This is a genomic window from Aeromicrobium yanjiei, from assembly GCF_009649075.1.
Lineage (GTDB): Bacteria > Actinomycetota > Actinomycetes > Propionibacteriales > Nocardioidaceae > Aeromicrobium > Aeromicrobium yanjiei.
This window is the reverse complement of record NZ_CP045737.1, coordinates 3,571,215-3,594,406: the sequence shown is the minus strand read 5'-3', so window position 1 is coordinate 3,594,406 and position 23,192 is coordinate 3,571,215. Positions and strand designations below refer to the sequence as shown.

At 70.3% G+C, this 23,192-nt stretch carries 26 protein-coding genes and 1 riboswitch; of the genes, 14 read left to right on the top strand and 12 right to left on the bottom strand.

The window, feature by feature from the left end; all coding sequences use genetic code 11:
* Positions 1 to 29: 29 nt before the first annotated feature.
* The 7 genes from GEV26_RS17655 (at position 30) to GEV26_RS17625 (ending at position 4,644) form a co-directional block, all read left to right on the top strand.
* Positions 30 to 443 (top strand): hypothetical protein, encoded by a 414-nt coding sequence (locus tag GEV26_RS17655; protein WP_153654859.1) that lies wholly within the window; start codon positions 30 to 32, stop codon positions 441 to 443.
* Positions 329 to 1,021: a hypothetical protein gene (locus tag GEV26_RS17650; protein ID WP_194839910.1), complete on the top strand. Its 693-nt coding sequence runs from the start codon at positions 329 to 331 to the stop codon at positions 1,019 to 1,021. The genes GEV26_RS17655 and GEV26_RS17650 overlap by 115 nt, the downstream gene beginning before the upstream one ends.
* A gap of 186 nt (positions 1,022 to 1,207) precedes the next feature.
* A complete protein-coding gene (gene rpsF, locus GEV26_RS17645) occupies positions 1,208 to 1,498 on the top strand; it encodes a 30S ribosomal protein S6 (RefSeq protein ID WP_108580963.1) in 291 nt (96 codons plus the stop codon).
* A gap of 97 nt (positions 1,499 to 1,595) precedes the next feature.
* A complete protein-coding gene (locus GEV26_RS17640; protein WP_153654857.1) occupies positions 1,596 to 2,171 on the top strand; it encodes a single-stranded DNA-binding protein in 576 nt (191 codons plus the stop codon).
* Between the two features lie 35 nt (positions 2,172 to 2,206).
* Positions 2,207 to 2,443, top strand: a complete 237-nt coding sequence (rpsR, locus tag GEV26_RS17635; RefSeq protein ID WP_108580638.1) for a 30S ribosomal protein S18 — start codon at positions 2,207 to 2,209, stop codon at positions 2,441 to 2,443.
* A gap of 10 nt (positions 2,444 to 2,453) precedes the next feature.
* Positions 2,454 to 2,900 (top strand): 50S ribosomal protein L9, encoded by a 447-nt coding sequence (rplI, locus tag GEV26_RS17630; RefSeq protein WP_153654856.1) that lies wholly within the window; start codon positions 2,454 to 2,456, stop codon positions 2,898 to 2,900.
* 55 nt (positions 2,901 to 2,955) lie between these two features.
* Entirely contained in the window at positions 2,956 to 4,644 is a 1,689-nt protein-coding gene (locus tag GEV26_RS17625; protein ID WP_153654855.1) for an ABC transporter substrate-binding protein, read from the top strand.
* On the opposite strand, the gene GEV26_RS17620 is transcribed toward GEV26_RS17625, so the two are convergent.
* Both GEV26_RS17620 and GEV26_RS17615 read right to left on the bottom strand, forming a co-directional pair.
* On the bottom strand, positions 4,628 to 5,320 hold the full coding sequence (locus GEV26_RS17620) for an alpha/beta hydrolase (protein WP_153654854.1): 693 nt from the start codon (positions 5,318 to 5,320) through the stop codon (positions 4,628 to 4,630). The genes GEV26_RS17625 and GEV26_RS17620 overlap by 17 nt on opposite strands.
* Before the next feature lie 4 nt (positions 5,321 to 5,324).
* Positions 5,325 to 6,647: an MATE family efflux transporter gene (locus tag GEV26_RS17615; RefSeq protein WP_153654853.1), complete on the bottom strand. Its 1,323-nt coding sequence runs from the start codon at positions 6,645 to 6,647 to the stop codon at positions 5,325 to 5,327.
* A 364-nt stretch (positions 6,648 to 7,011) separates the two neighbouring features.
* Between GEV26_RS17615 and dnaB the strand changes: the two genes are divergently transcribed.
* Positions 7,012 to 8,430, top strand: coding sequence for a replicative DNA helicase (gene dnaB, locus GEV26_RS17610; RefSeq protein ID WP_153654852.1), 1,419 nt, complete (start codon positions 7,012 to 7,014; stop codon positions 8,428 to 8,430).
* Positions 8,431 to 8,440: 10 nt separating this feature from the next.
* Here the strand turns inward: dnaB and GEV26_RS17605 are convergent, their stop codons facing one another.
* A complete protein-coding gene (locus GEV26_RS17605; protein WP_153933223.1) occupies positions 8,441 to 9,916 on the bottom strand; it encodes an apurinic/apyrimidinic endonuclease family protein in 1,476 nt (491 codons plus the stop codon).
* Between the two features lie 4 nt (positions 9,917 to 9,920).
* Here GEV26_RS17605 and GEV26_RS17600 point away from each other — a divergent pair, with 4 nt between their 5' ends.
* The 3 genes from GEV26_RS17600 to GEV26_RS17590 are packed head-to-tail and all read left to right on the top strand — an operon-like array spanning position 9,921 to position 12,220.
* Positions 9,921 to 10,583 (top strand): DedA family protein, encoded by a 663-nt coding sequence (locus tag GEV26_RS17600; RefSeq protein WP_243838816.1) that lies wholly within the window; start codon positions 9,921 to 9,923, stop codon positions 10,581 to 10,583.
* Positions 10,580 to 11,473, top strand: a complete 894-nt coding sequence (locus GEV26_RS17595; protein WP_153654850.1) for an ABC transporter substrate-binding protein — start codon at positions 10,580 to 10,582, stop codon at positions 11,471 to 11,473. Before GEV26_RS17600 ends, GEV26_RS17595 begins: the two co-directional genes overlap by 4 nt.
* Before the next feature lie 60 nt (positions 11,474 to 11,533).
* On the top strand, positions 11,534 to 12,220 hold the full coding sequence (locus tag GEV26_RS17590; protein WP_153654849.1) for a hypothetical protein: 687 nt from the start codon (positions 11,534 to 11,536) through the stop codon (positions 12,218 to 12,220).
* Between the two features lies 1 nt (position 12,221).
* Here the strand turns inward: GEV26_RS17590 and GEV26_RS17585 are convergent, their stop codons facing one another.
* Together GEV26_RS17585 and GEV26_RS17580 are read right to left on the bottom strand one after the other, a co-directional pair.
* Entirely contained in the window at positions 12,222 to 14,231 is a 2,010-nt protein-coding gene (locus GEV26_RS17585; protein ID WP_153654848.1) for an ABC transporter ATP-binding protein, read from the bottom strand.
* Complete coding sequence (locus GEV26_RS17580; protein WP_153654847.1) at positions 14,231 to 14,539, bottom strand: YbaY family lipoprotein; 309 nt, start codon at positions 14,537 to 14,539, stop codon at positions 14,231 to 14,233. The genes GEV26_RS17585 and GEV26_RS17580 overlap by 1 nt, the downstream gene beginning before the upstream one ends.
* Before the next feature lie 113 nt (positions 14,540 to 14,652).
* Here GEV26_RS17580 and GEV26_RS17575 point away from each other — a divergent pair, with 113 nt between their 5' ends.
* Positions 14,653 to 15,633 (top strand): NAD-dependent epimerase/dehydratase family protein, encoded by a 981-nt coding sequence (locus tag GEV26_RS17575; protein ID WP_153654846.1) that lies wholly within the window; start codon positions 14,653 to 14,655, stop codon positions 15,631 to 15,633.
* On the opposite strand, the gene GEV26_RS17570 is transcribed toward GEV26_RS17575, so the two are convergent.
* From GEV26_RS17570 to GEV26_RS17555, 4 genes are read right to left on the bottom strand one after another with little or no spacing between them, the layout of a single operon-like run.
* Entirely contained in the window at positions 15,623 to 17,827 is a 2,205-nt protein-coding gene (locus GEV26_RS17570; protein WP_153654845.1) for a heavy metal translocating P-type ATPase, read from the bottom strand. The two genes, GEV26_RS17575 and GEV26_RS17570, sit on opposite strands and share 11 nt — an antisense overlap.
* Complete coding sequence (locus GEV26_RS17565) at positions 17,824 to 18,066, bottom strand: heavy-metal-associated domain-containing protein (RefSeq protein WP_153654844.1); 243 nt, start codon at positions 18,064 to 18,066, stop codon at positions 17,824 to 17,826. The genes GEV26_RS17570 and GEV26_RS17565 overlap by 4 nt, the downstream gene beginning before the upstream one ends.
* 27 nt (positions 18,067 to 18,093) lie before the next feature.
* Positions 18,094 to 18,393: a metal-sensitive transcriptional regulator gene (locus tag GEV26_RS17560; RefSeq protein ID WP_153654843.1), complete on the bottom strand. Its 300-nt coding sequence runs from the start codon at positions 18,391 to 18,393 to the stop codon at positions 18,094 to 18,096.
* Entirely contained in the window at positions 18,390 to 18,950 is a 561-nt protein-coding gene (locus GEV26_RS17555) for a DUF305 domain-containing protein (protein ID WP_153654842.1), read from the bottom strand. Before GEV26_RS17555 ends, GEV26_RS17560 begins: the two co-directional genes overlap by 4 nt.
* Positions 18,951 to 19,005: 55 nt before the next feature.
* Between GEV26_RS17555 and GEV26_RS17550 the strand changes: the two genes are divergently transcribed.
* Together GEV26_RS17550 and serA are read left to right on the top strand one after the other, a co-directional pair.
* Positions 19,006 to 19,449 (top strand): PaaI family thioesterase, encoded by a 444-nt coding sequence (locus tag GEV26_RS17550; protein ID WP_153654841.1) that lies wholly within the window; start codon positions 19,006 to 19,008, stop codon positions 19,447 to 19,449.
* Positions 19,450 to 19,456: 7 nt separating this feature from the next.
* A riboswitch (ZMP/ZTP riboswitch) is annotated at positions 19,457 to 19,544 on the top strand.
* A gap of 45 nt (positions 19,545 to 19,589) precedes the next feature.
* Complete coding sequence (gene serA, locus GEV26_RS17545; RefSeq protein ID WP_228764906.1) at positions 19,590 to 20,834, top strand: phosphoglycerate dehydrogenase; 1,245 nt, start codon at positions 19,590 to 19,592, stop codon at positions 20,832 to 20,834.
* On the opposite strand, the gene GEV26_RS17540 is transcribed toward serA, so the two are convergent.
* The 3 genes from GEV26_RS17540 to GEV26_RS17530 are packed head-to-tail and all read right to left on the bottom strand — an operon-like array spanning position 20,738 to position 23,099.
* On the bottom strand, positions 20,738 to 21,616 hold the full coding sequence (locus GEV26_RS17540; RefSeq protein WP_153654839.1) for an NAD-dependent protein deacetylase: 879 nt from the start codon (positions 21,614 to 21,616) through the stop codon (positions 20,738 to 20,740). The two genes, serA and GEV26_RS17540, sit on opposite strands and share 97 nt — an antisense overlap.
* 36 nt (positions 21,617 to 21,652) lie before the next feature.
* Complete coding sequence (locus tag GEV26_RS17535; protein ID WP_153654838.1) at positions 21,653 to 22,540, bottom strand: hypothetical protein; 888 nt, start codon at positions 22,538 to 22,540, stop codon at positions 21,653 to 21,655.
* A gap of 34 nt (positions 22,541 to 22,574) precedes the next feature.
* A complete protein-coding gene (locus tag GEV26_RS17530; RefSeq protein WP_153654837.1) occupies positions 22,575 to 23,099 on the bottom strand; it encodes a DUF1697 domain-containing protein in 525 nt (174 codons plus the stop codon).
* Positions 23,100 to 23,192: the final 93 nt, after the last annotated feature.

The following is a 23,192-nucleotide window of genomic DNA, read 5'->3' as shown; positions in this document are numbered from 1 at the left end:
CGTACGCCGCCGGGCGCGAGCGTGTCGGGATGGACCCGATCAGGCACGCCGAGGCGTACGAACGAGGCTTCACCCCGCACCTGTTGCGCACGTCCCCGCACTTCGTCCACCCCGTCGCGGGCGTCGCGCAGCTGGCCGCGAGCGCGGACGACCTGGCGTCCACGTGCCGGGCGGTCGCGCTGCAGCTGCCCGACGACGCGGTCTTCACCCACCTGACCAGCGCGCAGCTCCGCGGCTGGTGGCTCCCGATGCTCGACGGGATCCCGATCATCGCGTGCACCGACCGGGACGCACCGCATCACGACCGACGGGGGGTGTACGTCCGCAGGTGCGCGATCCCGCCGGGCCACGGCACCGGATCGGTGATCTCGCGGTCGCGTCGCCGGAGTGGACGATCGTCGAGCTCGCCGAGCATCTTGCCCTGCTCGACCTCGTCGCAGTGATCGACTGCGCCCTGCACCGCGGGGACGTCACGATCGACGGCATCCGCGCGACGATGCGTCCGGGACGGCGTGGCGTACGCGTGCTGCGCCGGGCGCTCGACCTCGCGGACGGGCGCAGCGAGTCGTGGTGGGAGACCATGCTGCGACTGCTGCACGTGCTCGCGGGCTTCGCGGTCGACCCGCAGGAGGTCATCACGAACGCTGCCGGGGTCGAGGTGGCGCGCGTCGACCTGCGCATCCGCGGCACGAACCGGGTCGCGGAGTACGACGGCTCGGACCACCGGGTGCGCGCCCAGCACGAGAGCGACCTGGCCCGCGAGAAGCGGCTCGCGCGGGAGGGGTTGGCACGCTACGGCTACATCGCGACCGAGATCGTGCACACGCCGGAGCGGATCGTGCGCGACGCCGAGGAGGCCCACGGGATGCGGCACGTCCCGGGACGGGTCGACGGGTGGCGGGCCGAGGCGCGGGCGGCGTCGATCTCGTCGGCGGGTCAAGCGGCCCTGCGCCGCCGCCTCGCGAGATTCGTCCGGATGACCTCGCCGCGGTCCGCCAAGCCCGCGAGTGGCGCAACCTGAGCCGCGAGTGGCGCGAAAGTGGAGGACTCGCCGTCCCAAAACCTTCAGTTTGCGCCAGTCGCGGAATCGGGGCGCGATTGGCCTCTGGTGGCGGTGGTCCCGTAGACTTGTGCGGTTGCCACTAGGTGACCCACTCCTGCTACGGAATTCCCCGTAGCCGTTTAGTCCGAAGGAGACTGAATGTCATTGCGCCCGTACGAAGTCATGATCATCCTTGATCCCGACCTCGAAGAACGTACCGTCGCCCCCAGCCTGGACACGTACCTCAACGTCGTGCGCCAGGACGGCGGCTCCGTCGACAACGTCGACGTCTGGGGCAAGCGCCGTCTTGCCTACGAGATCAACAAGAAGAACGAGGGCATCTACGCCGTCGTCACGCTCCAGGCCGAGCCGGCCACGGTCAAGGAGCTCGATCGCCAGCTGACGCTCAACGAGTCCGTTGTGCGTACGAAGGTCACACGTCCCGACGTGAAGTAGGCCTGATCCACGGACCCACTGTGGACAACCCGCTGCGGTTGTCACATGGCTGCGGTTCACTAAGTCAGACACCCACACACCTGAAAGGCTGCGCCCCATGGCAGGCGAAACCAACATCACCGTCGTCGGCAACCTGACGAACGACCCGGAGCTGAAGTTCACTCCTTCGGGCGCGGCAGTTGCCAACTTCACCGTCGCGTCGACGCCCCGTACGTTCGACCGGCAGACCAACGAGTGGAAGGACGGCGACGCGCTGTTCATCCGCTGTGATGCGTGGCGCCAGCTGGCCGAGAACGTCGCCGAGTCGCTCCAGAAGGGTCAGCGCGTCATCGTGACGGGCGCCCTGAAGGTCCGCAACTACGAGCGGCAGGACGGCTCCAAGGGCACCAGCGTGGAGATGACGGTCGACGAGATCGGCCCGTCCCTGCGCTTTGCCACGGCCAAGACGAGTCGCGTCAACCGCTCCGGCGGCGGCGACTTCGGCGGCGGTGGCGGCGGCAACTCAGGTGGCGGCTTCGGCGGGGGCAACTCCGGTGGAGGCGGCTTCGGCGGCGGCGCACCGGCCCAGGGCGGCAACGACCCGTGGTCGACGCAGCCCCGCTCCGGCGGCGGCTCGCAGGGTGGATCTGACTGGGGCGGCAACGCGGGAACGTCCGACGAGCCCCCCTTCTAACCCCTTCACGTCAGAGAAACGAAACCAGGAGCAACATGGCAAAGCCAGTCGTCCGGAAGCCGAAGAAGAAGAGCAACCCGCTCGCTGCGGCCAAGGTCACCGAAATCAACTACAAGGACACCGCGCTGCTGCGCAAGTTCATCTCGGACCGCGGCAAGATCCGCGCGCGCCGCGTCACGGGTGTCACCGTCCAGGAGCAGCGCCTCATCGCGAAGGCCATCAAGAACGCCCGCGAGATGGCTCTGCTTCCCTACACGACCACCGGTCGTTAAGGGGTTTGGAATGAAGCTCATCCTCACGCACGAGGTCACGAACCTCGGAACCCCCGGCGACATCGTCGAGGTCAAGGACGGCTACGGCCGCAACTTCCTGCTGCCGCGCAACTTCGCCATCCGGTGGAGCAAGGGCGCTGCCAAGCAGGTCGAGTCGATCAAGGCTGCGCGCGACGCGCACGCCGTGCACGATCTCGAGGAAGCCAAGAGCATCAAGGGCAACCTCGAGTCCTCGCCGATCAACGTCCCGGTTCGCGCCGGTGCGGGCGGACGCCTGTTCGGCGCCGTCACGGTCTCCGACATCGCCGAGGCGCTGGCCGAGGCCGGTGCCAAGGTCGACAAGCGTCGTATCGAGGTCGGCAACCCGATCAAGTCGCTCGGCGCCCACACCGTGGCCGTGCGTGTTCACCCCGAGGTGAGCGCGCAGGTCAAGCTCAACGTGGTGGCCTCCAAGTAGTCCGCCTGACGGGCCGGCACCCCAGGTGCCGGCCCGTCGCCGGTGGATCACCGTCATGCGTACCCCCGTCGCAGCGGCCGCGTCCCTCCTCCTCGCCGGGAGCCTCGTGCTCTCCGGGTGCACAGGCTCGTCCAACGACGACGAGGACAAGCCGACCGCGACGCCGTCCACCGACAGCAACAAGGCACTGCCCAGCACGGCCTGGCAGGACGCCGATCCGGCCGATGTCGCCGCTGGCGGCACCCTGCGCCTGGCAGCCACCACGCTGCCCACCAACTTCAATCCGCTGCAGGCCGACTCGGCCAACTCCGATGCCGCGCGGATCCTCGCCCCGACCACCGGCGGCGCCATCCGCATCACCGCCGACGGTGGCTGGATGGTCGATCCCGACTACGCCCGTTCGGTCGAGGTCGTCGACAAGAGCCCGCTGAAGATCCGCGTCGCGCTCAACCCCGACGCGGTCTGGCAGGGCGGCACCCCGATCACCGCAGCCGACATGACCGCGTTCTGGAAGGCGCAGAACGGCTCCGACGACGACTTCGAGGTCATCTCGAGTGCGGGCTACGACGACATCTCGGGCGTCAAGCAAGGCCGCGACAGATTCTCCTACACGGTGACGTTCGACGAGCCCACGGCCGAGTGGCCGCTCTACGTCTACCCGCGGCTGCCCAAGAACTTCTCCTCCTCGCCCAAGCTGTTCAACCAGGCGTTCCGCAAGCGGGCGATCCCCTCCAACGGCCCGTTCCTGGTCTCCTCGATCGACACCCGCAAGGGCCTCATCGTCCAGCGCCCCAATCCGCGCTGGTGGGGGGCCAAGCCCAAGCTGGCGGGTGTCACGTGGAACATCGCCGATCCCGGCCTGCAGGCCGAGGCGTACGTCGACGGCGGCCTCGACGCGGTCGACCTGGAGGCCTCGACGTACGCCAAGGCCAAGGGCACCGGGGTCGTGCAGCGCGCGGCGGGCATCGAGTGGTCGCAGGTCACGCTCAACGGCGGCCGGGGCGCGCTCAAGGACGTCGCCGTACGACGTGCGGTCGCCCGCGCGATCAACCGCGTGCCGATCGCGGTCACGACCGCGAGGGCTCTTGGCGGGCCTCCCGCACCCCTGGGCAGCCTGCTCCTGCTGCCGGGCCAGAAGGGCTACCGCGACTCCTCCGATCCCATCGCGTACGAGCCGGACCGCGCGGAGGAGATCCTCGACGACGCCGGCTATGCCAAGGGTGCCAACGGCATGCGCTCCAAGCGCGGCAAGCCACTCGAGCTGATCATGCCGGTGCCCAAGGACACCCCGACCAGCAGCGCCCGTGCCAAGGCCATCGCCGCAGACCTCGAGCAAGTCGGCATCAGGGTCAAGCGGCGCTCCGCCCCCACCGGGGTGGACTTCTACGAGAAGATCGTCATCCCGCTCGACTTCGACCTGGTGACCTTCCAGCGGCGCGGATCGGCCTTCCCGATCACCGCGGCCAAGCCGCTGTACTACCCGATCGACTCACCCCAGAACTTCACCGGCATCGGTCCCAAGCGCATCGGCCAGGGGTTCGACGCCGTCATCAGGACCCTCGGCGACGAGCGGCGCCTCACGCGCATCGCCAAGCTCGACGAGTGGCTGCTCGAGGAGGTGCCGGCCGTCCCCCTGGCCGTGACCCCGATCGTGGTCGCGGTGCGCAAGGACGTGGTCAACTACGGTGCTGCGCAGTTCGAGCAGCCCGACTGGACCCGCGTCGGGTTCACGAAGAAGAAGTAGCCGCAGCGACGATCTGCGCGACGGTGCGCGCGCCGTCCCGGGCGCGCTCCGTACGCGCGGGGACGAAGGCATCGCGCCGCTCGTCGTACGTCGCGCCGACCACCTCGCCGTGGTCCGCGTCGATCGCGTGCAGTGACGTGGACCAGCCCGCGGCCCGCAGCCGCAGCTCGAGCCCGCACACCATGTCGGGCGGGGTGATGGTGTCGTCCTCGCCGTACACGATGTCGACGCGGCAGCGGCCGGCTCCGGACGGCAGCTCGGTGGGCAGTGGCTGCCCGGTGAGGGGGTCGAGCGCGCGCGGACCGTCGGCGGGGGCGATGAGCACCAGCCCGCCCACGCCGGCGCCGATGCGCGAGGCGTTGAGCGCGAGGCTGACGGCGGCGACCCCGCCGAGCGACCAGCCGGCCACGACGATCGTGTCGGGGTCCTGGCCTTGCTCGGCCGCGATCTCCCGGGCCCTGCGCACCGACGTCAGCAGGTCGGCTCGCCCGCCGTCGGGGTGGCCGGCGTCCCAGTCGGGGGTCACCACGGTCAGGCCGTGCGCCGCGATCAGCTCGCTCAGGGCGTCCAGGACGCCGCGGGAGTCTGCCCCGCGGCCGTGCCACAGCAGGACGACGGGGCCCTCACCTCGTACGTCGATGTGTCGTCCGGGTGTGGGCTCCTCGGTGCGCGTCATGGCCTCAGTCTGCCGAACGACCGGGCCCGAGGACCAGCCAGGCGTCGCCGCGCTCGCGGTGCCACAGGGTCGCGAGCCGTGCCGCGATGAATCCGCCGTAGGCGACCCAGAGCCAGGTGAAGCCGGCCCCGGTCCAGGCGACCAGCAGGACGAGCGGCGTGTACGCCGCGAGGACGATGAGTCCCGCGACGGCCAGGTAGACGCCGTCCCCGGCCCCGATGAGCACCCCGTCGAGCACGAAGACCAGCCCCGAGAGCGGCTGGATCGCTGCCACGACGAGCAGCGCGGGCACCAGGGCGTTGCGCACCTCGACGTCGGAGGTGAACAGGTGCGGCAGCCACGGTGCGCAGACGGCCAGCACGAACCCGGCCAGGAACCCGGTGGCGACGCCCCATGCCATCATCCGGCGGGTCAGCGCCCGGGTCAGGCCGGCGTCGCCCGCGCCCAGGGCACGTCCGGTCAGGGTCTGGCCGGCGATCGCGATCGCGTCGAGCCCGAAGGCGAGGAAGCCGACGAGCGCGGCAGCGATCTGGTGCGCCGCGAGCGGGACGTCGCCGAGGTCTGCTGCGACGAGCGTGGCCAGGACGATCGAGACGCGGAGCGTCAACGTCCTGACGATCAGGGGGACGCCCTGGCGTGCGGCGTCGAGGATCTCGCCCACGCGGGGCGCCAGGGGTGCTGCCGCCCGCCGTGAACGCCGCACTATCACCGCCACGAGCCACGCTGCGGCGAGCCACTGGGCCAGCACGGTCCCGGTCGCGGCCCCGCGCACTCCCCAGTCGAGTCCGTAGACGAGCCCCACGTTGAGCACGACGTTGACGACGTTGGCCACGACGGTCACGACCAGCGGGGTGCGCAGGTCGAGGCTGCCGCGCATCGCGCCGGTCGCCGCCAGCACCACCAGCACGGCGGGCAGGCCGAGGGTCGACACGAGCAGGTACTGCTGGGCCAGGTCCGCGACGGCCTGCGAGCTGGAGACCGCCGCGGACAGGGGCCCGCTCGTCGCGGCGAGGCCGATGCCCAGCACGGCGCCGAGCCCCGCCGCGAGCCACAGGCTGCTGATCGCGAGGCCGTACGCCGCGCTGACCTCGCCCGCGCCGTGGTGGCGGGCGACGGCCGCGGTGCTGCCGTACGCGAGGAAGACGCACAGGCCGACGACGGTCCCGAGCACCACGGCGGCGGCTGCCAGCCCGGCCAGCTCGGGGGTGCCCAGGTGGCCGATGATCGCGGTGTCGGCGAGCAGCATCAGCGGCTCGGTCACCAGGGCGAAGAACGCGGGCACGGCGACGGCCAAGATCTGCCGATCGACGTCGGCGCGAAGACGCATGCGGGCCTTCCTGGACGTGACCACTGGGTGAACTGGGACCAAAGTGACGGGGTTTGTCGACAAGTGTATGAACAGGCACCCGTGGATGAACTTCGACCAAGAACTATTTTGTCTCCACACCGAACAAACTGCGTTTGTGCAGGTCAGAGGGGGTGAGGACAAATAAACAATTCCGTTGTCCACATGTTCGTCCACCGGCTGTGCACATGGGCGGGCGGCGTTTTCCACAGCATCGGGACAGTTGCGCACACCCCCTGTGCGGCGCCGTCTTGGTGACGACACGCACGGGGCCTACTGTGACGGGTCGGCAGTTGTGTCGGCGCCGAGATCTACGCTCGGGCATGACGACGAAAGGGGCTCATCGGTGAGCGTGACGGACCTCTACGAGGCGGGTCCAGGACCCGGCGAGGATCCCACCTCGGGACGCGTTCCGCCACAGGACATCGCCGCTGAGCAGAGCGTCCTCGGCGCGATGCTGATCAGCAAGAACGCGATCGACCCGGCCGCCGACATCCTGCAGGGGCGTGACTTCTACCGTCCCGCGCACGAGCTGATCTTCGACACCATCACCGATCTGGCCAACCGTGGCGAGCCGGCCGACGCGATCACGGTCGCCGCCGAGCTCCACCGTCGCGGCGAGATGGGCCGCATCGGCGGAGCGCCCTATCTGCACGATCTGGTCCAGGCCGTCCCGATCGCGTCCAATGTCGACTTCTACGCCGAGATCGTCCGGGAGAAGGCCATCTTGCGCCGCCTGGTCGAGGTCGGTCAGCGCATCGCCCAGCTCGGTCAGGCCGGCCAGGGCGAGGTCGCCGAGATCGTCGACCGGGCCCAGGCCGAGGTGCTCGACGTCGACGGCACGAGCCAGGCCGAGGACTATCGCGCGGTCTCCGAGCTCATGCCCCTCACGATCGACGAGATCGAGGAGATCCAGGGCCGCGACGGCTCGCTGAGCGGCGTGCCCTCGGGCTTCCCCGATCTCGACAAGTTCACGACCGGCTTCCGCGCCGGGCAGATGATCGTCGTGGCCGCCCGTCCTGGCGTCGGCAAGTCGACCCTGGGCCTGGACTTCGTGCGCTCGGCCGCGATCCGCCACCAGATCCCGTGCGCGATCTTCTCGTTGGAGATGACCGGCGCCGAGATCGCGATGCGCATGCTCTCGGCCGAGGCCCGCGTCAGCATCGGCCACATGCGCGGCGGCGGCATGCACCAGCGCGACTGGGACGCCATCACCAAGGCGATGCCCCGGGTCAACAGCGCCCCCATCGTGATCGACGACAGCCCCAACATGACGATGCCCGAGATCCGGTCCAAGGCCCGGCGCATCAAGAAGCAGTACGGTCTGGGCTTCGTGGTCATCGACTACCTGCAGCTCATGACGTCGGGCAAGCGGGTCGAGAACCGTCAGGTCGAGGTCTCGGAGTTCTCCCGCAACATCAAGCTGCTCGCCAAGGAGATGGAGGTCCCCGTCGTGGCGATCAGCCAGCTCAACCGTGGCTCCGAGCAGCGCACCGACAAGACCCCGCAGATCTCTGACCTGCGTGAGTCCGGATCGATCGAGCAGGACGCCGACATCGTGCTGCTGCTCAACCGCCCCGACGCCCTCGGCGCGGGGGAGTCCGACCGTCCGGGCGAGGCCGACATCATCATCGCCAAGAACCGCTCCGGCCCGACCAACAAGATCGCGGTCAGCTTCCAGGGTCACTACTCGCGGTTCACGCCGATGGCGCGCGACGCCGAGCCGCCGCCGGGCGCCCCTGCGGCGGGCGACTTCTTCGGCTGAGCGCCGCGCGTCACTGGTACGTGATGAGGTCCGGTCTCGGCTTCACCCGGGTCCAGGTCTGCCGGGCGTCGAGCATGGGCTCGTCCTCGTCGATGAAGTTCTTCCACCCCCAGCCGGCGACGTCCGGGGCGTTCTTGCGCAGCACGCGCCAGGTGTCCTGCTTGGCGCCCTGGGGTCCCGAGCCGTCGACGTGGATGAGCGTCGCGAGCTCCGCGTGACCCGTGTCGAGCCGGGACCGGTCCCTGATCATGGACGTCGAGAACTGGTGCAGGACGAACATCTTCTGCGGCAGGGCCTTGCGGCGGGTCAGCGCCGCGAGCCAGTCCGCGGTGCGGTTGACCTCGCCGATCCCCACCGAGCCGATCTGCCGCAGGTGCTTCTGGTGCGGTTTGAGTCGCCACTCGGGATCCAGCGCGAGGCCGACGTGAGGACGTTCGAGCAGCGGCCGGTAGCGCTTGGCCTGGGTCAGGAAGTCGGTGCGTCCCGGCTGCAGGTCCAGGATCACGTAGACCCCGTGCCGTTCGGCGGCGTCGACGAGCGGCTCGAGCTTCTTGATCGAGGCCTCGGTGGAGTAGTCCTTGTCCTTGCCGGGCCCTGCGGATGCCACGGTCGCGATGATCTCGAACGTGGGGACGATCGTGGCCGTCCCGAGCCGTCGGTACTTGCGAGCGAGTCGCTCGACGCGCTCGACCGAGTCCCCGACCCCCTGCTCGCCGAGCACCCCCAGCTGGGGTGCGCCCGGGTGGCCGTACATCGCGGCGTAGTGCTTGCCGGGCAGCGCGAGATAGCCGCCGGTCGGCTGCTGGACGTCGCGGCGGACCGTCTGCAGGGTGTAGGGGAGGTTGCGCACGAACGGTCGTCCGAGCGCGAGGACCGGGCTGTCCGGTCGGTTCCGCAGGGTCTTCGCCACCGCGGGCGTCAGGCGTGGGTCCGCTCCCGGCACCTCCAGCACGGTGGCCCCGGCGATGCGGGCCGACGCGACCGCTACGGCGTTCTTGCTCCGTGAGCGGGTCAGCACGATCGCGTCGATCCGGCGGGTCGGGTGCGCGGCTGTCGTCGGCGTCTCGGGGAGACGACGTGCACGGACGCCGGGGACCTCCCGCACCCGGCCGGACGTCAGGACGGTCGTCGCCCCGAGACGGTCGACCTCGCGCGGCACCGAGGGGTCCGAGACCAGCACCGGAACCCCCCTCGCGGTCGCCTCGGCGATGCCGCGGCGCTGGGCTGCCCGGTCCTTGCGGTCGACGACCACGACCGTGTCGGCCGAGGTGAAGAGCCGCCGCGAGACGCCTGCCGCGGACTGCGCGGGAGTGCGCGAGTCGATCACCTCCAGCGCGCGCGTGGGCGTGCTGCTGAGGGTGCCGGCCGCCCGACCACCCGCCGCGTCGTTGTCGTCCGCGCGGACGAGCACAGCGCCGGCGACGAGGAGCACGGCCACCGCGCAGGTGATCACGACGTAGCGATTGAGCCCGAGAGATACGCTCATGCCCGTGACCCTACTGACCGCTCTCACGGCCTCGACCGGCAACGCACCCGACTCCGGGCTCGCCGGTTGGACCGTGGACCTGATGGACAAGCTGGGGCTGTTCGGAGCCGGGCTGGCCGTCGGGATGGACAACGTCTTCCCGCCGATTCCCAGCGAGGTGATCCTGCCGCTGGCCGGTTTCGCTGCCAGCCAGGGCACGTTCTCGTTGGCCGGAGCACTCGTGGCCACGACCCTCGGATCGGTCACGGGTGCGGTCATCCTGTACTGGCTCGGCGCGATCTTCGGCCGCGACCGCGCGGCGCTCGTGTTCGAGAAGGTGCCGCTTCTCAAGGTCAGCGACATGGAGAAGACCGAGGCCTGGTTCCTCAAGCACGGGTCAGCCGCAGTCTTCTTCGGTCGCATGGTGCCGATCTTCCGCAGCCTCATCTCGTTGCCCGCGGGCGTCGAGAAGATGAACTTCTGGCTGTTCCTGCTGCTCACGACCCTCGGCAGCGCGATCTGGAACTCGATCTTCGTCGTCACCGGATACCGCCTGGGCAAGAACTGGGACGAGGTCGAGCCGTACGCCGACGCCTTCCAGAAGCTGGTCATCCTCGCGGTGGTGGTCGTCATCGTGGGCTTCGTGTTCCTGCGGGTCCGCGACATGCGCCGGTCCTCGACGCCGTGAGGATCGTCTCGCTGCTGCCCTCGGCGACGGAGATCGTCTATGCCCTCGGCCTCGACGAGCACCTCGTCGGCGTGACGTTCGAGTGCAATGAGCCCGCCCGCGCGCGCACCGACCACCAGGTGGTGGTCGGTGGAGCGGACACCTCGCAGCTGACCCCCGCCGAGATCGACGCCTACGTCCGCGAGAGCCTCGCGGCCGGCCGTGACCTCTACACGCTGGACGAGGGGGCGCTGGGGGCCCTGCGCCCCGATCTCATCCTGAGCCAGGACCTGTGCCGGGTCTGCGCCCTGCCCACGGGTCAGGTGGACGCCGCGCTGGAGCACCTGGGCTGTGTCGCGGACGTGGTGACGCTCGATCCGTACTCGCTGCGAGAGGTGCTGGACACGATCCACACGGTGGGACGCGCGGCGGGCGTACCGGATCGTGCCGCAGCACTGGTCGAGAGTCTCCAGGCACGCCTCGACGCCGTCGCCGCGGCGGTCGCAGGTGCATCCCGGCCCCGGACGGCCGTCGTGGAGTGGGTCGATCCGCTGTTCACCGGCGGGCACTGGATCCCGGACCAGGTCACGGCCGCCGGAGGCGTCCCCGTCGGCGGGCACCCGCACGCCGCCTCGGGCCCGGGGTCGTGGGACGAGCTGCGGGAGGCCGATCCCGAGGTGGTCGTGGTCGCCCCGTGCGGCTTCGGCCTCGACGGCGCCGCGCAGCAGGCGGAGGTCGTCGCGCGCGAGCTGCCGGGCGCGCAGGTGTGGGCGATCGACGGCGACGCGGTCGTCGTCCGGCCCGGGCCCCGACTCGTCGACGGGGTCGAGGCGATCGCCTCGGTGCTGCACCCGGGCGCGGTCGCACCGAGCACTTTGGTCCGGCGGGTGGCTACGCCGCGTACTCCATGAGCACGGGCTCGGTCGGAGCCGTCGTTCCGGCCGCGATGGACCGCGACCTACAGTGGCCGGATGACGACTTCACGCTCGCTGTTGCTGGTCCCCGCGCTGGCACTGGCCCTCGTCGCGGTCGCGGGCTGCAGCGGCTCGGACGACGAGCCCAAGGGGTCCAAGGCGTCCGAGTCGTCATCGGCCTCGGACGGGCCGACCGCGGACGTCGACGAGTCGGCCGCGTGCAAGCTGCTGACGGCGGCCGACCGCAAGAAGCTCGCCGGGTCGGCGGTCGACATCGTCGTGAGCTCGGACGCCCGTGAGGGCGGGAGCAGCCAGTGCCGCTGGCAGACCCCCGACGCACTGATCCAGGTGACGACCCTGCCGGCCAAGCGGTGGGCGACCTCGCTGCCCGACGTGGTCGCCCAGCTGGAGAAGTCGAGCGCCGACGGCTCGGCGGCCGACCGCAAGGACCTGGCCCGTGCCAAGAAGCTCCTGGCCGGCGCGGACGACTTCACGGACGCCGAGGCCTGCAAGGCGTTCGTGACGCTCGCCGAGATCGGCGGGGCGAAGAAGGGCTCCACCACGACGATCACGCCCGTGCCGATCACCGAGTCCGACCTCGGCCTGTCCGCCCAGACGTGCACCGGTGGTCACCTCACGTCGGTCATCTACTCGGTGCCGGGCCTCAAGCAGACGCCCAAGGTCGAGCGGACCGTGACGTCCGTCCTGGCCTCTGCGCAGAAGCGCGTGCTGGCCGCGAGCTGACTCAGAACGCCACGTCGGCGCGGCGGTCGTCCGGACCGGGCTTGTCGCAGTAGGTCGCCCCGTCGACGAACCGGACGCCGTCGGTGAAACGGGCCTCGATCTGACCTGCGCCGAACTGCTCGACGTAGAGCCGTGAGTAGAGACCGCCGAGCTCGAGCAGCTCGTCGTGGGTGCCCTGCTCGACGAGGTGGCCGTCCTCGAGCCCGAAGATCACGTCCGCGTTGTGGATCGTGGACAGCCGGTGGGCGATCGCGATCGTGGTGCGGTTGTGCGTGGCGCGCTCGAGGGCGTCCTGCACGAGCCGCTCGGTCTCGGTGTCGAGCGCAGACGTCGCCTCGTCGAGGATCAGGATCCGCGGGTCCATCAGCAGCACGCGGGCGATCGCGAGACGCTGCTTCTCGCCGCCGCTGAGGCGATAGCCGCGCTCGCCGGTGATGGTCTCGTAACCGTCGGCGAACGACATGATGCGGTCGTGGATGTTGGCGTCGCGGGCGGCCTGCTCGATCTCCTGGGCGGTCGCGTCGGGCTTGGCGTAGGCGATGTTGTCGCGGATCGAGCCGTGGAACAGATAGGGCTCCTGGGTCACCATGCCGACGGCCTCGGCGACCGAGCCCATCGTGAGATCGCGGACGTCCGTGCCGTCGATGAGGACCGCGCCCTCGTTGACGTCGTAGAAGCGCGGGACGAGGTACGTCATCGTGGTCTTGCCGGAGCCGGAGGGACCGACGATCGCGGCGAGCTGTCCGGGCTTGACCGTGAGCGAGATGCCCTCGAGGGCCCATCCGGGGGTGGGCGCCTCCTCGACCGGGTCGATGCGGTCGATCCGGACGCCCGAGTCGCCGAAGCGGTCACCCCGCACGGTCCCGGACAGCGTGCGCGGCTCGGGATAGCGGAAGAAGACGTCGCGGAACTCGATCTCCCCCCGCAGGTCGGCCGCCTCGAGCACCTTCGCGCCGGGCTTCTCGGTGATCGCCGGCTTGAGGTCGAGGTACTCGAAGAGCCTGCGGAACAACGCCAGCGAGGTCTGCACGTCGAGCGTCACCCGCATGAGCTGCAGCAGGGGCATCTGCAGTCGCGCCTGCAACGTCGTGAACGCGACGAGCGTGCCGGCGGTCAGCGACGTGCCGCCCTGGAGCATGTAGCCCGCCACGAGGTAGATCGCGGCCGGCGTGATGGCGAAGAACGTCTGCACGGTCGCGAAGAACGCCCGGCCGGTCATGGCCTGGTCGACCTGCAGCCGGGTCTGCTCACGGTTGGCCTGGCGGTAGCGCTCGACCTCGGAGTCGGCCCGGTTGAAGACCTTGGACAGCAGGATGCCCGAGACGCTCAGCGCCTCCTCGGTGATCGCGGTCATCTCCGACAGCGACTCCTGCGTCTTGCGCGCGACCCGCTGTCGCCGCTTGCCCACCTGCAGCTGGATGACGATGAACAGCGGCATGAGGATCAGCGTCAGGATCGTGAGCTGCCACGACAAGATGACCATCGAGACGAACGCGGCGGTGACCGTCACGCTGTTCTGCAGGATCGTCGTCGCGGTGTCGGTCAGGACCGTACGCACGCCGGCCACGTCATTGGCCAGGCGCGACTGGATCGCCCCGGTCTTGGTGGCGGTGAAGAACGCGAGCTCCATCTTCTGCAGGTGCGCGAACAGGTCACCGCGCAGATCGGCCATCGCCGAGTTGCCGATCGTCGACGTCAGCCAGTTCTGCCCGATGCCGATGACCGCGGTGACGATCGGGATCACGCACATGCCGGCCACGAGCCACGCGAGCAGGTGCAGGCGGATCTCGCCGCCGGCCGGGAACAGCGCCTTGTCGAACACGGCCTTGGTGAGGAACGGGACGATCGAGGTGAGGATCGCCGAGACGACGACCGCGACCGCCACGAAGATCATCTTGGTCCGATAGGGGCGCAGCATCTGCGCGATCCGCCCGAGCACGGGTGCGCGGCTGGCGGCGATGTCCTCCGGGGTGAGGTGGACGACCCGCGGCGCGCTGTCACCCCGTGGCATCAGTCCTCGATCTTGGCGAGCACGACCTCGGGGGAGCTGCCTTCCACCGGGACGATCTCGGTCGTGCCCCACACCCCGGCCTCGGAGCGCAGCGCGGCCCAAAGGAACAGTGAGTCGGGATCGGTGACGAACGTCGGGTCGACCGTGAGGGTGAACGCGACCGGGACGTCGGTCGCGTCGACCGCCGTGCCCGCCAGGACCTCGCCCGCCGCGTCGACGAGCTTGACGGTCGCGACTCCACCGGGGGGCAGGGCGATGCGCTCGGGGGTCAGCAGGGTGCCGGTCACGGTGAGGAGCTCAGAAGACATGCGTACAGGTTATGCCCGCCCACCCCCGCCGGCCCGGCGTCGAGGGGTGCACGGGTTCTGCCGATGGTGAACACCCCTGTCGGCCCGCGCCGGGTCGTGCTTGGTTGAGGGGCATGGGCGAGATGCTGGTGCTGGGCGGGACGTCGTGGGTCGGTGGCGAGATCGCGCGCGCAGCCGCGGCCAGAGGTCATCAGGTCACGTGTCTTGCCAGGGGCGAGTCGGGTGACGCGCCGCCGGAGGTGACGTTCGTCCGGGCCGACCGGGCGACCGAGGGAGCGTACGACCAGGTCCGCGGTCGTGCCTGGGACATGGTCGTCGACGTCTCGAGGCAGCCCGGACAGGTCCGCTCGGCCGTCGCGGCGCTGGGCGACCTGGCGGGGCACTGGACGCTCGTCTCGACAGGCTCGGTCTACGCCGACCAGGGCGGCGCGCTGTCCGAGAGCTCCCCGCTGCTGCCGGCACTCGAGCAGGACGTCGCGGACGCCGAGCGCTACGGCGAGGGCAAGGTCGCCTGCGAGGCGTACGTCGGGGAGCTGCCCACCCATCTCGTGGTGCGTGCGGGCCTCATCGGCGGGCCGGGGGACCGCTCGGACCGGCTCGGCTACTACGTCTCGCGGCTGGCCCTGGCCGGCGACCAGCCGGTGCTGGTGCCTGACGTCCCCGACCAGCCGATGCAGGTGATCGACGTGCGCGACCTCGCGGACTGGATCGTCCGCTCGGCCGAGGACCGGGCGACCGGGATCGTGCACGGTGCCGGGGAGCCGACGACCGTCGGCGAGCTGATCGCCCTGTCCGCCGAGGTGGCGGGGCACCGGGGCGAGCGGGTGGCTGCCGGCCCGGACTGGCTCCGCGCGCACGACGTCGAGGAGTGGATGGGCCCACGGTCGCTGCCCCTGTGGCTGCCGCCGGACCACCACGGGATGGGGATGATGGACGACGCCCGCGCCCTCGCGACGGGGCTGCGGCGCCGGCCACTCGCCGAGGCCCTGCGCGGCACGCTCGAGGACGAGCGCGCCCGGGGGCTCGATCGCGACCGTCGGGCCGGCCTGGACCGGGACGACGAGCTCGCCCTGCTGGCCGAGCTCAGGCCTTGAACCGGCGCAGCCGCAGGCTGTTGGTGACGACGAAGACGCTGCTGAACGCCATCGCGGCGCCGGCGATCAACGGGTTGAGATAGCCCAGGGCGGCCAGCGGGATCGCGGCGACGTTGTAGGCGAACGCCCAGAACAGGTTGCCCTTGATCGTGCGCAGCGTCGCGCGCGAGAGGCGCACGGCGTCCACCGCGGTGGCCAGGTCGCCCTTGACCAGGGTGAGGTCGGAGGCCTGGATCGCGACGTCCGTGCCCGTGCCCATCGCGATCCCGAGATCGGACGCCGCCAGGGCCGCAGCGTCGTTGACGCCGTCGCCGACCATCGCCACGACCCGACCCTCGGCCTGGAGCTTCTGCACGACCCGCAGCTTGTCGGCAGGCGTGACGTCGGCGATGACCTGCTCGATGCCGACCTCGTCCGCGACCGACCGGGCGACGGCCTCGTTGTCGCCCGTGAGCAGGACCGGCTCCAGGCCCAGCCGGCGCAGGTCGGCGACCGCGCGCGCCGACGTCGGCTTGACCGAGTCGCCGACCGTGACCGTGCCACGTACGTGGCCGTCCCACGCCACCGCCACCGCGGTGCCGTCCGTCGGCTCGAGCGGCGGGACGTCCACACCCTGCTCGGCGAGCCAGGACGGTCGTCCGATGAGCGCGTGACGTCCCGCGACCGTGCCGCTGACCCCGAATCCTGCGTGGTTGGTGAAGTCGGTGACCGGGGCCGGGTCGGCGAGCGTCGCGACCGCCCGGGCGATGGGGTGCTCCGAGGAGTGCTCGAGCGAGGCCGCGACGAGCCGCAGCTCCTCGGCGTCCACACCCGGGAGGGGGTCGACGGAGACCACCGCCATCTCGCCGGTCGTCACGGTGCCGGTCTTGTCGAGCACCACGGTGTCGACGGCGCGGGTCGACTCGAGCACCTGCGGGCCCTTGATGAGGATGCCGAGCTGCGCGCCGCGTCCCGTGCCGACCATGAGGGCCGTCGGCGTCGCGAGACCGAGCGCGCAGGGGCAGGCGATGATGAGGACCGCCACGGCGGCCGTGAACGCATCGGTCCAGGTGTAGCCGGCGGCGTACCAGGCGATCAGCGTGCCGATCGACAGCAGGATGACCGCCGGGACGAACCACGCGGAGATCCGGTCGGCGAGACGCTGGACGTCGGCCTTGCCCTCCTGCGCCTCCTCGACCAGGCGGGCCATCTGGGCGAGCTGGGTGTCGGCACCCACCGCGGTGGCGCGGACCACCAGTCGGCCGTCCTGGTTGACGGTCGCACCCGTCACGTTCGTGCCCGGTGACACCTCGACGGGGACGGACTCGCCGGTCAGCATCGACTCGTCGACGGACGACGCTCCGTCCTCGACCACGCCGTCGGTCGCGATCTTCTCGCCGGGGCGCACCACGAAGCGGTCACCCTCGTGCAGGTCGGCGAGGGGAACGGACGTCTCGCGTCCGCCCCGCAGGACCGTGACGTCGCGGACCCCGAGGTCCATCAGCGCGCGGAGCGCGGCGCTCGAGCGGGTCTTGGCGTTGGCCTCGAGATAGTGGCCGGCGAGGATGAAGACCGTCACCGCGGCGGCGACCTCGAGGTAGATCTCGTCGTGGCCGGCCGATCCGGGCAGCAGCGAGAAGCGCATCGTCATGCCGGTCGTCCCGGCGTCGCCGAAGAACAGCGCCCAGAGCGACCAGAGCCAGGCCGCGCCGACCCCGACGCTCACGAGCGTGTCCATCGTGACCGCGCCGTGACGGGCGTTGACCCACGCGGCCCGGTGGAACGGGTACGCGCCCCACACCACCACTGGTGAGGCGAGGGTGAGGGCGAGCCACTGCCAGTTGTCGAACTGCAGGGCCGGGACCATCGACAAGATGACGACGGGGATCGCGAGCGCTGCGGAGATCTTGAGCCGTCGCAGCATCGACGCGGCCCCGTGCAGCCCTTCGTGGTCGTGGCCGGACATGTCCCCGTCGGCCATGTCGTGCCGGGGGCGGGAGACGTCGGGACGTACGGACGCGGAGTAGCCGGTCTTGGCGACGGTGTCGAGGAGCGTCTGCACCTCGACGTCGTCCTCGGCCTCGACGGTCGCCTTCTCGGTCGCGTAGTTGACCGTGGCGGAGACGCCGTCGAGCCGGTTGAGCTTCTTCTCGACCCGCATCGCGCACGACGTGCAGGTCATGCCGGTGATGTCGAGCTTGATCTCCTGCGTCATGCCAAGGGGAGGTCGCGGGGGCCCGCGACCGCATAACCGGCCTCGTCGACCGCCTCGGCGACGGCGGCGGGGTCCAGCGGGGCGTCGCTCTCGACCGTGACGGCGGACGTGCCGCCCGGGACGAGGTCGACGGAGACGGACGCGACGCCGTCGAGGGCGGAGAGCTCTTCGGTGACGGCCGCGACGCAGTGCTCGCAGGTCATCCCGGTGACGCGGTAGGTGTCGGTGCTGGTGGTCATGTCATGCCTCTCGTGGAACGTGGGTGGTCAGGAGCGGACGAGGCGCGCGATGGCGTCGGATGCTTCCTTGACCTTGAGGTCGGCCTCCTCGCCGCCGGCGCGCGCGGCGTTGACCACGCAGTGGGCGAGGTGCTCGTCGAGCAGCTTGAGCGCGACGGCCTCGAGGGCCTTCGTCGTGGCGGAGACCTGGGTGAGGACGTCGATGCAGTACGTGTCGTCCTCGACCATCCGGGTGAGCCCGCGCACCTGGCCCTCGATGCGCTTGAGCCGCTTGAGGACGGCGACCTTGTCGTCGGAGTAGCCGGGAGCCGTGTGGTCGTGGGTCATCGTGACACCCCCGTCGCCGACATCTCGTCGATCTCACGCTGCTGGGTCGCGATGATCTCGCGGGCCAGCTTCTTGGCGGCGGGGTTGCTGCCCTCGGCCAGCTCGGTGCGGGCCATCTCGATCGCGCCCTCGTGGTGCTCGGTCATCATCGCGATCCACGAGCTCGTGAAGGCGCTGCCGTCGCCCATCGACTCGAGCTCGTCCATCTGGGCTCGGGTCATCATGCCGTCACCGGCCATGTCGTCGTGCCGATCGCTGCCGTGCTCCGCGGCCGCGCGCTCGTCGACGTCCCAGTCGTCGAGCCAGCCGCGCATGCGCTCGATCTCGGGCTGCTGGCCGGCCTCGATCCTGTCGGCGAGCTCGATGACCACGGTCGCCTTGGACCGTCCGGCGATCTCGGTCATCTCCAGCGCCTGCTCGTGGTGGGGGATCATCTGCTGCAGGAACTCGACGTCCGCGGCGTTGTGGTCGGACGGGGAGCTGTCGCTCCGCTTGGTGCCGCCGGCGCACGCCGAGACCAGCAGGAGCAGGACCAGGCCGGTCAGCATCGTCTTCATATGGCGACCATACCCCCAGGGGGTACCCGATTCAAGGGGTCCCTAGGCTGGGGACATGACTGAGATCCCCGGGCTGGACGGCACCCTCGGTGTCGAGCACGTCGAGGCAGGACCCGACAAGGTCGTCGCGCAGTTCACGATCGGCGAGCAGCACCTGCAGCCGTTCGGCATCCCGCACGGCGGCGTCTACTGTGCGGTGCACGAGTCGACCGCGAGCGTCGCGGGCCAGATCTGGCTCGGCGACAAGGGCATCGTGGTGGGCAGCAACAACTCGACCGACTTCATCCGCCAGGCCAAGCTCGGTGACACGATCACCGTGACGGCCACACCGATCCACCGCGGTCGCAGCCAGCAGCTCTGGCACCTGGACTCGACCGACCAGGACGGCCGGCTCATCGCACAGGGCCAGGTCCGCCTCGCGAACCTCGACAAGCAGCTCCCGCCGGAGCTCATCTCACAGTTCACCGGAGCGTACGAGCTGGGTGGGGAGTCCCGCTAGACTCGGCGCAAGCAGGTGCGACTGGCGTTGAGGTGGATACCACCGGGGAGCGGCTGCGACACACGACATCGGGACCGTTCGCCTGGGCCCCACGTCAGCCGAGTTCCGCTGACCTGAAGGCAACCGCGATGATGATGACCATGACGACCACAGCTCCGTTCCCCACTGCACGGCTCGAGGACGGCGACGTGCGCGTCCTGCTGCTCGAGAACATCCACACCGACGGTGCGGACTTCTTGCGTGGCAAGGGCTTCCAGGTCGAGACCCGCGACGGCGCCCTGGGCGAGGACGACCTGATCGAGGCGATCCAGGGCGTCCACCTGCTCGGCATCCGCTCGACGACGTACATCACCGAGAAGGTCCTCGCCGCGGCTCCCGACCTGCTCGCGATCGGTGCGTTCTGCATCGGCACCAACCAGATCGACCTCACCGCCACGACCCGCCAGGGCGTCGCGGTGTTCAACGCGCCCTACTCCAACACCCGCAGCGTGGTCGAGCTCGCGATCGCCGAGATCATCTCGCTCGCGCGCCGCCTGCACGAGAAGTCGACCGACATGCACGCGGGTGTGTGGAACAAGTCCGCTGCCGGTAGCCACGAGATCCGCGGACGTACGCTCGGCATCATCGGCTACGGCAACATCGGCAGCCAGCTCTCGGTCATCGCCGAGGCGCTGGGTCTGTCGGTCGTCTTCTACGACATCGACGACAAGCTCGCCCTCGGCAACGCCAAGCGCTGCTCGACCCTCGAGGAGCTGCTCGCGGTCTCGGACGTCGTCACGCTGCACGTCGACGGCCGTCCTGGCAACGCAGGACTGTTCGGCGCCGAGGAGATGGCGCAGATGAAGCCGCGCTCGCTGTTCCTCAACCTGTCGCGCGGCATCGCCGTCGACACCGCCGCGCTGCGGGAGAACCTCGAGTCCGGCCACATCGCGGGCGCCGCGGTCGACGTCTTCCCGATCGAGCCCAAGCGCCAGGGCGATGCGTTCGACTCGGACCTGCGCGGTCTCAAGAACGTCATCCTGACCCCCCACGTGGGTGGCTCGACCGAGGAGGCGCAGCAGGACATCGGGCGCTTCGTGGCCTCCAAGCTGCGGTCCTACGCGTCGTACGGCGGCACGTCGCTGAGCGTGAACATGCCCGAGCTCAACCTGCCGGCCGATGGGTCCAAGCACCGCCTGGCCCTCGTGCACCGCAATGCGCCGGGCGTCCTCGCGACGATCAACGGCCTGCTCGGCGAGCACGGCGTCAACATCGAGGCCCAGTCCCTGTCGACCCGCGGCGAGATCGGCTACGTCGTGACCGACGTCGCGGACGAGATCGGCGAGGACGTGCTGCGCGAGCTCGCCTCGCTGCCCGAAACGGTTCGGCTGCGCCAGCTCAGCTGAGCCGCCGACAGCGTCTCGGCGCATCCTGCGTCGAGCTTGAGCGTCGCGAGGTCGTCGCCGCGGGTCGCGCCGCGGTTGACGATCGCGACCGGGATGTTGCGCTTGCGGGCGGCGCGCACGAACCGCAGGCCCGACATGACCTGCAGTGACGATCCGAGCACGACCAGCGCCTCGGCCTCCTCGACGAGCGCGTAGCAGCGAGCCACGCGGTCCTTCGGGACGTTCTCGCCGAAGAACACCACGTCGGGCTTGAGCCGTCCCCCGCACGCGAGGCAGGGGGCCACCCGGAAGTCGCCTGTGTCGTCGAGCACGACGTCACCGTCGGGGGCGATCTCGCCGATGCGCTCCTCGTAGCCGGGGTTGAGCGCTGCGAGGCGTTCGTGGAGCCCGGCGCGCGAGGTGGTCCGTCCGCAGTCGAGGCAGATCACCCGGTCGATGCGTCCGTGCAGGTCGATCACGTCGGGGTGGCCCGCGCGGGTGTGGAGCCCGTCGACGTTCTGCGTGATGAGTCCCGTCAGCCGGCCCTCTTGTGCGAGCTGGGCCAGCAGCAGGTGGCTGGTGTTGGGCTCGGCCGTCTTCATGCGGCTCCAGCCGACGTGCGCCCGCGCCCAGTAGCGCTGGCGAGCCTCGGGCTCGCGGATGAACTCCTGGTAGGTCATCGGGGTGCGGACCGGCGACCCCGGTCCGCGGTAGTCGGGGATGCCGGAGTCGGTGGACACCCCTGCCCCGGTGAGGACCAGCAAGCGCCGGTCGCCGAGGACGTCCATGAGCTGATCGGGCATGTCTCCAGCGTACGTACGCGGTGGTGGTCCTCGGGGTCACTCGACCTTGAGCTTGGAGTCCGGGATCTGGCTGCGGATCGTCGCGACGAGCTCCTTCGCGACGGCTTTGTCCTCGTCGCTGTACGACTCGTGGGACCGGACGGACAGGCGGGGCTTGAGCTTCGTGGCGGTGAACGAGATCTCCGCCTCGTGGCCTGCCGGGACGGGCAGCCGGAGCATGGCCTCGAACGCGGGCAGGTTCTGGTTCCAGGCGGCGAAGACGCGCTGGGACCACTCCTCGTCGGTGACGCGCTTCGATCCCGTCGCGGTCTTGTTGTAGCCCATCGGGTCGGGGTCTCGCTCGACCGTGGCGCTGTAGATGACCTCGGAGCTCACGCCGTCACCGACGGGTCCGGCCTCGACCGACAGGGTCGAGTCGGACCAGCGACCGGCCGTGTCCCGCAGGATGCCCTCCCACCAGCGGACTGCAGCCGTGGCGATCGCGAGTGCCTTTCCGCGGGGGAGGTCACTGATGGTGAAGTCCCCGCCGTCGGCGTCGAGCACGATCGTCTGTTCCGGTGCGATCGCGTACATCTCGTCGTGGGCCCGACCGAGCACGTCGACCCATTCCACCTGGACGTCGGGCAGGGCGAACGACGAGTACGTCGACTCCTCGTCGGCGGTGTCGTGCACGGACAGGTCGAGGTCCCAGCGCTCCTCGGTCGACGCGACGATCGCGGCGGCCGTGCCGAGCATCTGCGACGCCAGCCGCCGGTCACCCACGAGCTCGATCATGTAGACGAGCCGGCGCAGGTCACGGTCGGGCTCCAGGAGGTTGATCTTCGTCCCGGGCGGGAGCGCCGACTGCAGTGCCTCGACGCGACCCGCGGCGGCGACGGGGTCGAAGGGCTTGCGGTTGCCGCTCAAGAAGCTCAGGAGTCCCATGGCCCACACCGTACGGCCTGCCGATGGTCACGGCTCAGCCCGCGAGGTCGAGGAGCTTGCGCACGGTGTTGAGGTTGCGGGCCGTGCCGGGCACCCGGAGCGCGCGGCCGATCGAGTTGGCCTTCATCTGCGGGCGGCCGGCGCCGTCGGCGTAGCGGATGTGCATCTCGGTGCCGATGACCTGCCAGCGGTCGTCGCCGGTCTCGTACGTCTCGGCCTTCGAGATCGCCTCGGCGGTCGGTTCGCCCGCCAGGAACGAGACGTAGGAGAACTTCGGCTCGAGCACCTCGAACGGGTGCGCCTCCAGCGCGGCGGCGACCTGCGCGGGCGTCCGCGAGATCACCTCGCGGAAGAAGCCGAAGCGCTCCTCGACGGCCCGCTCGAGCGCCCGGTCGAACGTCTCGGGCTCGTCCGGGACGTCGGCGAGCAGGTTGCCCGAGGCGATGTACGTCGACACGTCGCCCGCCCCGAGGTCGGTCGCGATCGCCCGCAGATCGGCCATCGGCAGCTGCGCGCCACCGACGTTCACGGCGCGCAGCAGGACGATGCGAGTGCTCACTCGGCCAGTATCCCCCCGCCCGCCCCCGGGGTGGTCGATTCCCAGGAGATCCCCGGGAGCCGGTACCTCACCCCGGTTGTAACAGGGGTGAGG